This is a genomic window from Leucobacter sp. MMO-125, assembly GCF_037148395.1.
Taxonomy (GTDB): Bacteria; Actinomycetota; Actinomycetes; order Actinomycetales; family Microbacteriaceae; genus Leucobacter.
In genome coordinates this window covers 167292-179592 of sequence record NZ_JBBCTL010000004.1, presented here as the reverse complement: position 1 = coordinate 179592, position 12301 = coordinate 167292, and the positions used below count along the sequence as shown (strand labels likewise).

Sequence of the window (12301 nt, the reverse complement as noted above, 5' to 3'; positions counted from 1 at the left end):
AGCGTTGGCGAAGATCAAGGTTGAAGGTACGGTCGTCGAGCTCGACGGCGACGAGATGACGCGCATCATCTGGCAGTTCATCAAGGACCGCCTGATCCACCCCTACCTCGACGTCGCGCTCGAATACTACGACCTCGGCATGGAGCACCGCGACGCCACCGACGACCAGGTCACCATCGACGCCGCGCACGCGATCCAAAAGCACGGCGTCGGCGTGAAGTGCGCCACCATCACCCCCGACGAGGCCCGCGTCGAGGAGTTCGGCCTGAAGAAGATGTGGCGCTCGCCCAACGGCACGATCCGCAATATTCTCGGCGGTGTCGTCTTCCGCGAGCCGATCATCATCTCGAACATCCCCCGCCTCGTGCCGGGCTGGAACAAGCCGATCATCATCGGCCGCCACGCCCACGGCGACCAGTACAAGGCGACCGACTTCAAGGCCGGCCCCGGCAAGGTCACCATCACCTTCGAGCCCGCCGACGGCTCCGAGGCGCAGAAGTTCGACGTGGTCACCCTGCCCGAGGGCGGCGGCGTGATCCAGGGCCAGTACAACTTCAACGATTCGATCCGCGACTTCGCGCGCGCCTCGTTCAAGTACGGCCTGTCGCGCGACTACCCCGTCTACCTTTCGACGAAGAACACCATCCTGAAGGCCTACGACGGTCAGTTCAAGGACATCTTCCAGGAGGTCTTCGACGCCGAGTTCAAGGCCGAGTTCGACGCGCGCGGCCTCACCTACGAGCACCGCCTCATCGACGACATGGTCGCCTCGGCCATGAAGTGGGAGGGCGGCTACGTCTGGGCCTGCAAGAACTACGACGGCGATGTGCAGTCGGATACCGTGGCCCAGGGCTTCGGCTCGCTCGGCCTGATGACCTCCGTGCTCATGACGCCCGACGGCAAGACCGTCGAGGCCGAGGCTGCGCACGGCACCGTGACCCGTCACTACCGCCAGCACCAGCAGGGCAAGCCCACCTCGACGAACCCGATCGCCTCGATCTTCGCCTGGACGCGCGGTCTCGCGCACCGCGGCAAGCTCGACGAGAACCAGGAGCTGATCGAGTTCTCGCACACCCTCGAGGATGTCGTTATCAAGACCGTCGAGTCGGGCAAGATGACCAAGGATCTCGCGCTGCTCGTTGGTCCGGATCAGGCCTACCTCACCACCGAGGAGTTCCTCGCGGCGATCGACGAGAACCTGCAGCAGCGACTCGCCTGATCTGTAGCCTCGCGGTTCGCGAAGGGGGTTGGCGCTGCGGCGCCGCCCCCTTTTGCGTGTGTGGTGCAGCTCGCGCCCCTTGCGCTCGGCTGCGCGAGGTGCGTTAGCGGCTGGTGGACTCGCGAATGTCGAGGGTTGCGGCGGGCACGGCGACCGGCGACGCGACGGGGCGGCCCTCGACGAGCGCGACGGCGATTTCGACGGCGAGTTGCGCGGTCTCCTCGGGATGCAGGTCGAGTGTGGTGACCGTGGGCTTCGAAGTGCGGTTCTGCATCGCGCCGGATCCTGCGGCGACGAGCAGATCCTCTGGCACACGAATGCCACGGCGGATCGCGGCCTCGGTGACGCCGGCCGCGTGCCGGCCAGTGAGGCAGAAGATCCCGTCGGGGTGTTCGGCGGGATCGCCCGAGAAGAAGGCGTCGATGACGGTGTCGCCGACGCGCTCGCCCTCGGCCTCCGGCAGGGAGATGACGAGCGGGCGCTGCCCGCGTTCGCGGCTCCACTCGGCGAGGGTGCGCTGGGAGCCGAGGTTCCAGTCGTTGAGGTCGGTTCCTGTGACGAGTGCGATGCGCTGCGCGCCGGCTTCGGCAAGGTGCGACAGGATGAGCCTGGCCTGGAGTTCGGCACCCTCGTCGATTTCGGGGAACATGCCGCGACGCGCGGGGTCTGCGCCGACGGTGACGAAGGGAATGCGCTGCTCGGAGAGCATGGTGAGCACGGGGTCGTTCTCGAAAGGTTCCGTCACGATGTAGGCGTCGGCGGCGAGAGCGCTGGGGGGCACTCCGGGGCGCGTTGGATCGTCGATGAGCATCATGCTGTAGCCGTGCTCCATAGCGCTGAGCGAGGCGGCGCCCGCGATGCGAAGGAAGTAGTCGACGCCCTCGGGCAGGAAGGTGTCAAGGCTGTGGAAAGGCCTGATCACGAGGGCGAGCAGCCCGAGCCGTGAGCTCTGCAGGCCGCGTGCGATGGCGCTCGGTCGGTAGCCGATTTCGGAGGCGATGCGCTCAATGCGCTCTGCGGTTTCTTGACGCACCACCCCTTTGCCGTTGAGGGCGTGCGAGACGGTGGTGGGGGAGACGCCGGCGGCCCGCGCCACGTCTTTGATTGTCGGTCTGCCATTGCTGCGCTGCACCTCGTCAGGATAGCCGCAGGGTGGTGGTGCGTGGGGTACCGAACCCGGGCAGAAGGCCAGTTCCGTTATCGAAACGTTGCACCCAAAACGTTTTTCACAAATCGTTTTGGGTGTTACGATCCTCCTGGGTCTTCGTCCAGCGCAGTGCCGGACCAAGAGGATTCAATGACGAAACTTCGAATGGAGAACAACGTGACTCTCGCAAAGACACGGGCGGCCATCGCCCTGCTTGCCATCACGGGCCTGGCACTCGCCGGCTGCGCCTCGGGAAGCCGTGGCGGAGGGGAGAGCGGCGGTGCCGCTGCCGACCTCGAGCTGCTGCAGACCACCCCCGCCCCCAAGGGTGAAGCCGACAAGGTCACCTGGAACTCGACCTACGGCGAGCTCGCCAGCCTCGATCCCGCCAAGGCCTTCAACTACTCCGAGAACACCGTGGTGGCGAACCTCTGTGAGCCGCTCTTCCAGATGCAGCCCGACTTCTCGGTCAAGCCCAACCTCGCGACGGGCGCCGAGACCACGGACGGCCTCAGCTGGAAGATCGGCATTCGCGACGATGTCACCTTCTGGGACGGCACCCCGATGACCGTCGAAGACGTCGTCTACTCGCTCAAGCGTCACAACGACCCCGCAGAGGGTAGCTTCTGGACCGGCGGCGTCACCGCGAACATCGCCGATGTCGTCAAGAGCGGCGACTCCGAGATCACCGTCAAGCTGAACACCCCCGACCAGCTGCTGCCCTCGTCCTTCTCGACCGTGCTCGGCGTTGTCGTGCAGGAGAAGCAGCGCAAGGCCGCCGGCGAGAACTACGGCAACCCCGACACCGGCGTCATGTGCACCGGCCCGTTCCAGTACACGGTAGGCAACTGGAAGCAGGGCCAGTCGATCACCCTCGATCGTTACGACGGCTACTGGAACGCCGACAAGAAGGCCAAGGCCAAGCAGATCGACATCAGCTTCGTCGTCGACCCCACCGCCATCTCGACCGCGCTCGCAGCCGGTGAGATCCAGGGCTCCTACGACGTGCCGCTGCCCGCCCTGAGTGAACTCGCCGACAGCTCCACGGGCAACCTCTACTTCGGTGAGGGCATGCAGATCATGGCGATCATCTCGACCGGCAACGGTCTCTTCGGTGATCCCGATGTGCGCCGCGCCATCACCCGCGCCACCGACCGCCAGGCCATCGCCGACACCGTCTACGAGGGCACCGGCACGCCGTCGCGCTCCGTGGTGCCGCAGGCTCCCTGGAACGCCATCGAGGGTGTCGCCGAACTGCGCGACAAGGAACTGCCCGACCTGAGCTTCGACATCGAAGCCGCTAAGGCCGACCTCAAGAAGAGCGACGTCGACCTCTCGCAGCCCATCAAGATCGCCTACCCGAGCGAGCGCAGCTTCTACGCCGACATCCTCAACGAGATGGCCAACGGCGCCAAGGAGCTCGGCATCACCTTCGAGCCCGTCGGGGTGCCCAGCGCCCAGTTCGGCCAGTTCTTCTCAGATCCCGCCGCCCGTGAGGGCTACGACGGCTTCGTGACCACGAACTACATGAGCGCACCCGATCCGCTGCTGCACCTCGTCAGCGTTGCGAAGACCGGCAGTGACCAGAACTACTCGGGCTTCTCCGACCCCGCAGTCGACGCGGCCCTCGACGCCGCGCTGGCCGAGGCCGACCCGCAGAAGCGCGCCGAACTCACCGTCAAGGCCGAGGCGCTCATCATGGACCAGCAGCCCTGGGTTCCCATCAACGACCTCAGCGTCCGCATGTACATGAACGAAGCCGTCACCGGCGCTCCCGCCTCGTTCGTCTACCTCTACTACCCGTGGGCCGCTGACCTCGGCTCCGCCGAGTAATCGGTGACCGCAGCAGGAAGGGATCGTCAATGATCTACGTGCTGAAACGGATCGGAGCGCTCATCGCAGTGCTCGTCGTGTCCAGCTTCATCGTGTTCTCGGGCATGTACCTCGCGCCGGGCAGTCCGGAGCAGTTCCTCGTACAGGGACGCACCGTCAGCCCGGAGGTACTCGCCGCGATTCGCGCCCAGTACGGTCTCGACGACCCCTTCCTGCTGCGCTACTGGCACTGGCTCATCGATGTGCTGCAGGGAGACCTCGGCCGTTCGCTGCTCACGCAGCAGGACGTCTCGACCCTCGTCATGTCGCGCCTGCCAACCACGCTGTTCCTTGCGGCCTTCGCCGCGATCCTCATCATCGTCTTCGGTGTGGGCCTCGGCGTGCTCGCCGCCACCCGATCGGGCGTCTTCGAAAAGCTCGTGGTGTTCGGCTCGAACCTCGGCTTCGCAGTTCCCACATTCTTCGCCGCGCTGATCCTCATGGCGATCTTCGGCTCGAACCTCGGATGGTTCCCGGTCTCGGGATCCGGTGAGGGATTCACCGACAGACTCTGGCACCTCACCCTGCCAGCGCTCGCGCTGGCCTTCCCAGGCATCTCCGTCGTGGCACGCATCACGCGCACCGCAGTGCGCGAGGAGCAGGGCTCCGAGCACGTCATCATGGCAATCGCGCGCGGTGTGCCCAAACAGTTCGTGCTCTGGCGCCACACGATCCGCAACTCCATGCTGCCGGTATCGACGGTGCTCGGCACCCAGATTGCGGGCCTGCTCGCCAGCGCCTTCGTGATCGAGTACGCCTTCACCCTCGACGGCATCGGTTCGCTGCTCGTCAACTCCGTGCAGAAGAAAGACTTCGCGGTGGTGCAAGCGATCGCCCTCATCATGGTGCTGGCCTTCGGCCTCATCAACCTCATCGTCGACCTGCTCTATGCAGTGATCGACCCCCGTGTCCGGCTGAGCAAGGGAGCGGCACGATGACTCAGCAGAAGTTCACGCGCAAACCGTCAACCAACACCACCTCGCAGGACACCGTTGCGGTGCAGCTGCTCCGCAAGCACCGCAACGACGTGCCCGTCAGTGGCTGGCGCGTCCTCGCGAAACGTCTCGGCCCCATCGGCATCGTGTGCCTCGGGATCATTGTGCTCGTCGTGCTCATGGCAGTGCTCGCGCCCATCGTCGCACCCTACGACCCCTACGAGGGCAGCGTCACCTCCCGTCACGAGGCCTGGAGCCTCGCGCACCTGATGGGCACCGACCAGTCGGGCCGCGACATCTTCTCCCGCATCATCTGGGGTGCGCGTACCAGCCTCATCGGGCCGCTCATCGTGATCGTTGTCACGGCGGTGCTCGCGACGACGCTCGCGCTCACCGCGGTCTGGTTCGGCGGCAAGGTTGACGCCTTCATCAGCCGGATCCTCGATATCCTGTTCGCGTTCCCCAACATGCTGCTCGCGATCCTCGCCGTCGCGATCTTCGGGCCGTCGCTGCTCACCGCATCGATCGCGCTCGCCATCGGCTTCACGCCCTACTCGGCGCGCGTCATCCGCTCCGTCGCGCTGCGGGAGCGCAACCTGCCCTACGTCTCCTCGGCGCAGCTGCAGGGCATCTCGGGCTTCGTGATCACCGTGCGCCACATCCTGCCGAATGTGCGCACGCAGATTCTGACAGGCATGACGATCAACTTCGGCTACGCCATGATCGAGCTCGCGGCGCTGTCCTTCCTCGGCCTCGGCGTGCAGCCGCCCACCCCCGATTGGGGCCTCATGGTCTCGAACGGTCAGGCGTCGCTGCAGCAGGGCTACTGGGAGCAGAGCATCTTCGCCGGTCTCGCCATCGTGATCACCGTTGCCGCCTTCGGCTACGTCGGCGAACAGCTCGGCGGTCGCCGCGCCTCAGGAAGGACCCGCTGATGCTGCATATCGAGAACCTCGTCCTCACCGTCACCGATCCCGAGACCGGGGCCGAGACTGAAATCCTCCACGGCAACTCCTTCGCGCTCGCGCAGGGTGAGGCCCTTGGCCTCGTCGGCGAGTCGGGATCCGGCAAATCGATGACGCTCAAGTGCATCCTCGGTATCGAACCCTCAGGGGCTCGGGTCGAGGGGCGGATCGAGCTCGACGGCACCGATCTGCTCGCTTCGAGCGGGGAGCCGCTGCGGAAGATCCGTGCGAACGATCTCGCGCTCATCGCGCAGAACCCGCACGGCGCACTCAACCCGGTGCTGCCCGTCGGCCGCTTCCTCATCGAGGGCATGAGCGACGCCCGCAACATGAGCAAAGCAGACGCGCAGGCGCGCGCTGCCGAGCTGCTGCGCCAGGTGGGCATCACCGACACCGAGCGGGTGCTCCACTCCTACCCGCACCAGCTGTCGGGCGGCATGCTGCAGCGCGTGGTGATCGCCGGTGCGATTTCCGGATCGCCGAAACTGCTGCTCGCCGACGAGCCAACCACGGCCCTCGATGTCACCACCCAGGCCGAAGTCGTTGCGATCCTCGATGAGATGCGCCGCGAACACGGCCTGTCGATGATCTTCGTCACTCACGATCTCGACCTCGCCGCCGCGGTCTGCGACAGGCTCGCGGTGATGAAAGACGGCGAGATCCTCGAGATCGGCACCCCGGAAGACATCCGGGATCACCCCAAAACCGAGTACACCCGCGCGCTCATGGCCGCGCGGCCCCTGCTCTACCCTGCCGGCCACCCCGTGCCCGAAGCGGGAACGCACGCCGCGGGCGTCGAGAGCAGCGACAACGCAGAGGAGGCAGGCGCATGAGCGGGCAGCCCATCATCGAGGTCGAGCACCTCAAGCGCACCTTCCACCTGAGCCGCAAAGCCAGCGTGGCCGCGCTCGACGACGTCTCCTGCGAGCTGCGAGCAGGCACCTGCCTCGCCGTTGTGGGGGAGTCGGGCTCTGGCAAGTCGACGCTCGCCCGCGTGGTCGTCGGCCTCGAATCAGCTGATTCAGGCACGGTGAGGATCGCGGGCCACGATGTGAAGCCCACCACTGCGAGGCGCGCCCTGCGCGAGCGGGCGAAGCTGGTGCAGATGGTGTTCCAGGATCCGCAGGGCTCACTCAACCGCTCGCTGCCGGTGTCGGCGACCATCGACGAGATGCTGCGCGCGCATCGCCCCGACCTCGACAAGGCGGGCCGCCGCGCCCGTGTGCTCGAACTCTTCACCGAGGTCGGCCTCACCGAACGCCACGCCGACGCCAAGCCGGCCGCGCTCTCGGGCGGCCAGAAGCAGCGCGTCGCGATCGCCCGGGCGCTCGCAGCCGAGCCCGAGATCATCGTGCTCGACGAAGCAGTGTCGGCGCTCGACGTGTCGGTGCAGGCGCAGGTGCTCGACCTGCTCAAGAAGCTGCGCGCCGAGCATGGCCTGTCGTATCTCTTCATCACGCACGACCTCTCGGTGGTGCGCGACATCGCCGACGACGTCGTGGTGATGCGCAAGGGCCGCATCATCGAGCGGGGCACCGTCGACGCCGTGCTCGACAGCCCGCAGCAGCCTTACACTCAGCTGCTCATCGCCTCCGCACCCCGCCCCGGATGGCATCCGCAGCGCGGCCTCCGCGAGGCGCTGCTCACCGACGAGGCCTGAGCCTCGTGACAATCCGGGCCCGGATCCGATAGCCGAGATATCGGGTCCGGGCCGCGGGCGTGCGGTCTCCGATTCTGATCCTGATCCGCACCCGCCCGCCCCGACCCCGCACTCACCCAGAAGGAATCCCAATGACCACCAGACCCGAACGCCTGCACATCGATGTTTCCGGCGCCACCCCGCGTGAGCTGGGGCTGAGCCGGGGTGCCGCGCTGCGGGCCACCCTGCCGGCCGCATACGCCAAGTACGCCGAGCTGTTCCGCCTGCTGGGCGTGAGCGAGGAGCTGGAGCGCGAGGGCACCGAACGCGTCATCGCCGCGCTGCAGCCGTGGCGGCCGGCGCTGCTCGAGGAGTTCGCGGGCATTGCCGAGGGTGCCGGGGTCGACGTCGCCCAGGTGATCGCGCTGAACGCGCGCACCGAGATCATCGCCCTCGGTGGGGCGGCGAGCAGCGAATGCTCGACGCTCACCGCGCAGATTGGCGGGCACCGACTCGGTGTGCAGACCTGGGACTGGCACATCGAGCTGGAGCCGTTCTGGCACACGCACTCCGTCATCGGCCCCGGCCTGCGCTATGCCGGTCTCACCGAGCAGGGCATCCTGTCGAAGATCGGCGTTAACGAGGCCGGGCTTGCGCTGCACTTCAACATCCTCGGGCACCGCCAGGACGGCCCCGATGGGGTGCCCATGCATGTGCTTTCGAGCGTGGTGCTGTCGGAGTGCCGTTCCGTGGACGAGGCGATCGCGTTGATCCGCGAGGCACCGATCGCTTCGTCGTCGGCGTTCACGATGCTCGATGCGCAGCGGGCGGTGTCTGTTGAAATGAGCCCGGCTGGGGTCTTCGTGATCGAGGAGCAGGCTGGATCGGTGCAGCGCACCAATCACTTCCAGCACGGCACCCCGCTCGCCGAGCAGAAGTCGGAGCTGTTCGAGCCCGACTCCTCAGCGCGCCTGGTGCTGGTGCGCGAGCGCCTCGCCGCGGGCGTTCCCGCGGCCACCGACGAGATGGTGCGCGTGCTGCTCAGCGGCGAAGGGGAGCCTCCGCTCACCTGCCATGCTGACATGTCGAAGGGCTACGGGGAACGCTGGGCCACCCTCGCAACCGTGCTCACCGACCCCGATGCGCGCACGATCCGCATCCTCGACGGCATGCCCACCGACGCCGAAACAGGCACCTGGCGCACGCTCGTCGCGTAGCGCTGGGCTTTTCAGCCGGGCCGCCTGCGTCCCACGTCCCGCACCGATCGACGTTCCAGCACCCCGTTTCACGGGAAACAGGTGCTGGAACGTCGATCGGTGCGTGTAGGGATGTGCGGGTGGACACGGCGGGTCGGGCGGATCGGGTGGATCGGGCGGGCGACCGTGCCAGGCGGGCCGGCCGAGAGCGACACGTCGCGGCGATCCGCAACCCCAGTTCAGGAAGCGAGCAGTTCTCGCACCCGGGGAACTACCCGCGTGGCGTAGAGCTCGATGCTGGCGCAGAGCTGCTCGTGCGGCATCGTGCCGTTGGCGTACTTCAGATCAAAGCGGTCGGCGCCGAGCACGCGCACCGTGCTCGCGATCCGCTGCGCCACAGTCTCGGGTGAGCCGACATAGAGCGAGCCCGTGTCGGCCTCGTGCTCGAACTCTGCGCGCGAGGTGCGCGGCCAGCCGCGCTCGGCGCCGATGCGGTTGCGGTTTGCCTCAAAGTGCGGCCAGAGCTGGTCGCGGGCTTCGGCGTCGCTTTCGGCGATGTGGCCTGGTGAGTGCACACCGAGCGGCATGGGATCCCGCCCCAGCTCATCCTGGGCCTGCCGGTAGAGCTGCGCGAACGGCGCGAAGCGGGCCGGATCGCCGCCGATGATCGCGAGCATCATCGGGATACCCGTCTGCACGGAGCGCAGCACGGATTGCGGGCTGCCGCCGACGCCGATCCACGAGCGCACCCCCTGCGGCTGCTCGGTCTTGGGGAACACCTCCTGCTCCACCAGCGGACTGCGGTGCTGACCCGACCAGGTCACGGCGCCTTCTTGGCGCAACCGCGAGAACAAGTCGAGCTTCTCGCTAAACAGCGCATCGTAGTCTTCGAGCCGGTAACCGAACAGCGGGAAGGACTCGGTGAAGGAGCCGCGACCCAGGATCACCTCGGCGCGACCGCTGCTCACCGCGTCGAGCGTCGCGAATCGCTCGTACACTCGCACCGGATCGTCGCTCGACAGCACCGTCACCCCGGTGCCGAGCAAGATTCGCTCGGTGCGGCCGGCGATGGCCGCGAGCGCGATTTCGGGGCTGCTCAGCGCGAAGTCGTCGCGGTGGTGCTCGCCGAGGGTGATCGCATCGACGCCGAGGCGGTCGGCGAGCACGGCCTGCTCGACCACGTCGCGGATCACCTGCGCGTGATGCGCGGGGGAGCCGTCTGAGCTGCGGGTGACATCGCCGAAGGTGTCGAGACCGAGGACGAGCTGCTGGGCGTTGGCCCCGGCGACCGCGCGTAGCGGGGCGGGGGCGGAGCCAGTCGAATGGGTGCTGTGAGCCATGCCCATTGCAACGGCGCCGTATGGGGTTGTATTCCTCGGCTACGGCAGGCTTGCGGGGGTGTGCTGGGTTGCTGATTTCTGAGCGGGGGGCTCAGCCCGGTGATCAGATCACCATTGGGTGGCCGGCTTGGCTGATCCGCTCAGGCCTTGCGGCTCGATGCGACGTAGCCGACCACGGCACCGGCGACGCCGTAGAGCGCCGGGATGACCCAGAACACACCGAGCGCAAGCAGCGCGGCGACTGCTGCCGCGAGGAGCAGCAGCTCGAAGAGGGCCTGCGCGAAGCGGTCGGTGCGCAGCACGGGGCGCGGTGACAGGAACAGCGCCCACAGCAGCACCGAGAGTGCGAGGAACGCGAAGCCGGTGAGGAGCCCGGGGAACGGCAGCGGCCAGGCGACGAAGCCCCACACGGTCACCGAGGCGACGGCGACGAGGTGGAAGAGCGCGCGCACGAGTTGCAGAATCGTGGCGGCACGGGTGGGCTGGGCATCGGAGGTGCTGGTCACCGCACCATTCTATTCGACCGGTGGTGTGCGTCGGGCCGGTGCGCTGGAAACCGAGGAGCCGGCTCGGGGGAGGCGCGGCGGGTGGCCCGGCGGCCGAGCGGTTATCGGAGCGCAGAGTGCTAGATTGCTGCTGCGATCGCGGGCCGGGTGCGGCAGGACGGAGTGGGCGTGAGCGGGGTAGCAGAGCCAGTTGCGCACGAGGGCAGGGCATTGCGCGGCGTGCGCGTCCTCGATGCGCGGGGCGGCTTCACCGCTCCGTGCCGTGTTTCGTGGGCATCGGGTGCGTTCGCGCTCGGCGGGCCGGAGCGCGCGAGCGATGATGCTCCGGCGACATGGGGTGCGGATGAGCTCTGGTTGATTCCGGGTCTGGTCGATGCTCACCTGCACGCGGCTTGGCACGCCTTCGATGCCACCGATCGCGAGCTCCTGGGCGAGGCGCAGACCATTGCGGCCACGGAGCGGGCGCTTGCTCGCACGCTTGCAGCGGGCGTGACGAGCATTCGCGACGCCGGTGGCCTCGACCCTCTGATGCTGCGCCCGATGCCGCGTACTGCGCGGCCGCGGGTGCAGGCGTCGGTCAGCATCATCGACAGGGCGTTCGCCGATGCGTGCGGCGGGCTCGACAGAGCTGTCGAATCGGTGCTCGAGAGGGGTGCCAGCTGGGTGAAACTGTACGGCACCGCAGGGATCGGCTCGACGTCGGGCGCCCGTCTCGATGCAACGTTCTCCGCCGTCGAGCTGCGCGACGCCGTGCATCGCGCTGAGCGTGTCGGTGCGGGGGTGATGGTGCACGCGTGGGGCGGTGCCGCGATCGATGATGCGATCGAGGCGGGTGCCCTGAGTATCGAGCACGGTCTGTTCTTGACGGCGGATCAGGCCGCTCGGGCTGCCGAGCGCGATATGACCCTGGTGCCAACGCTGCGCATCTACCATCTCGTGCAGCGCATGATCGACGCGGGCGCGCTGCCCGCGAGTCTGCGGGCGCGGGTTGACGAGGCTGTCGGCGCGCACCCTGGTGCGGTGCTGCGGGCGCGCGACGCCGGGCTGCGCGTCGCGCTCGGCACCGACTACGGCACTCCTGAGCAGCATGGCAGCAACGGGCGCGAGGTCGATGCGCTGGTCGAAGCTGGGCTTTCGCCCGGTGAGGCACTGCTGGCCGCAACGCGCTCGGGTGCGGAGTTGCTGGCGCGGGTTGCGGGGCGTGCGGGTGATGTCGGTGCGGTGGCGGATCGCGGTGCGCTCGCGGGGCGGATCGTCGATGGCGCGGTGGCTGACGGCGTGCTCCTGCGCCGAGACCCGCGGCTGCCCGGGGCGCTGAGCGATCCGCAATCCATCGTTGGGGTGCTGCTCGGAGGCCGTCCCATCGATCCGGCGGAGTTGCGGGAGATCTGAGGGTTCGGACTGTGCGCAGAGTTTGCTCTGGGCGGGTTCGCCGACCGGGTTACGCGGAAGAAACACGTGGTTCTGCCGGGCACAGGCAAA

Annotated in this window: 11 protein-coding genes; 8 read left to right on the top strand and 3 right to left on the bottom strand. The window is 67.6% G+C overall.

Annotation, left to right across the window (positions count from 1 at the left end; genetic code table 11):
- The first annotated feature begins 4 nt into the window (after nucleotides 1-4).
- A complete protein-coding gene (locus tag WFI54_RS10985; RefSeq protein WP_336652834.1) occupies nucleotides 5-1219 on the top strand; it encodes an NADP-dependent isocitrate dehydrogenase in 1215 nt (404 codons plus the stop codon).
- A 103-nt stretch (nucleotides 1220-1322) separates the two neighbouring features.
- Here WFI54_RS10985 and WFI54_RS10980 read toward each other — a convergent pair whose 3' ends face one another.
- Nucleotides 1323-2351 (bottom strand): LacI family DNA-binding transcriptional regulator, encoded by a 1029-nt coding sequence (locus tag WFI54_RS10980; RefSeq protein WP_336652833.1) that lies wholly within the window; start codon nucleotides 2349-2351, stop codon nucleotides 1323-1325.
- A gap of 165 nt (nucleotides 2352-2516) precedes the next feature.
- Between WFI54_RS10980 and WFI54_RS10975 the strand changes: the two genes are divergently transcribed.
- From WFI54_RS10975 to WFI54_RS10950, 6 genes are all read left to right on the top strand, one after another.
- On the top strand, nucleotides 2517-4199 hold the full coding sequence (locus WFI54_RS10975; RefSeq protein ID WP_336652832.1) for an ABC transporter substrate-binding protein: 1683 nt from the start codon (nucleotides 2517-2519) through the stop codon (nucleotides 4197-4199).
- 29 nt (nucleotides 4200-4228) lie between these two features.
- The gene (locus WFI54_RS10970; protein WP_336652831.1) at nucleotides 4229-5176 is read left to right on the top strand and encodes an ABC transporter permease; all 948 of its coding nucleotides are present in this window, start codon (nucleotides 4229-4231) and stop codon (nucleotides 5174-5176) included.
- Nucleotides 5173-6108 (top strand): ABC transporter permease, encoded by a 936-nt coding sequence (locus WFI54_RS10965; protein WP_336652830.1) that lies wholly within the window; start codon nucleotides 5173-5175, stop codon nucleotides 6106-6108. The genes WFI54_RS10970 and WFI54_RS10965 overlap by 4 nt, the downstream gene beginning before the upstream one ends.
- A complete protein-coding gene (locus tag WFI54_RS10960) occupies nucleotides 6108-6971 on the top strand; it encodes an ABC transporter ATP-binding protein (protein WP_336652829.1) in 864 nt (287 codons plus the stop codon). The genes WFI54_RS10965 and WFI54_RS10960 overlap by 1 nt, the downstream gene beginning before the upstream one ends.
- On the top strand, nucleotides 6968-7798 hold the full coding sequence (locus tag WFI54_RS10955) for an ABC transporter ATP-binding protein (RefSeq protein WP_336652828.1): 831 nt from the start codon (nucleotides 6968-6970) through the stop codon (nucleotides 7796-7798). Before WFI54_RS10960 ends, WFI54_RS10955 begins: the two co-directional genes overlap by 4 nt.
- A 131-nt stretch (nucleotides 7799-7929) precedes the next feature.
- Nucleotides 7930-8994 (top strand): C45 family peptidase, encoded by a 1065-nt coding sequence (locus WFI54_RS10950; RefSeq protein WP_336652827.1) that lies wholly within the window; start codon nucleotides 7930-7932, stop codon nucleotides 8992-8994.
- 218 nt (nucleotides 8995-9212) lie between these two features.
- On the opposite strand, the gene WFI54_RS10945 is transcribed toward WFI54_RS10950, so the two are convergent.
- A complete protein-coding gene (locus WFI54_RS10945; RefSeq protein ID WP_442918570.1) occupies nucleotides 9213-10319 on the bottom strand; it encodes an LLM class flavin-dependent oxidoreductase in 1107 nt (368 codons plus the stop codon).
- 134 nt (nucleotides 10320-10453) lie between these two features.
- Nucleotides 10454-10819, bottom strand: coding sequence for a DUF2568 domain-containing protein (locus tag WFI54_RS10940; RefSeq protein ID WP_336652825.1), 366 nt, complete (start codon nucleotides 10817-10819; stop codon nucleotides 10454-10456).
- A gap of 168 nt (nucleotides 10820-10987) precedes the next feature.
- On the opposite strand from WFI54_RS10940, the gene WFI54_RS10935 reads away from it, so the two are divergent.
- A complete protein-coding gene (locus WFI54_RS10935) occupies nucleotides 10988-12211 on the top strand; it encodes an amidohydrolase family protein (RefSeq protein WP_336652824.1) in 1224 nt (407 codons plus the stop codon).
- Nucleotides 12212-12301 lie beyond the last annotated feature (90 nt).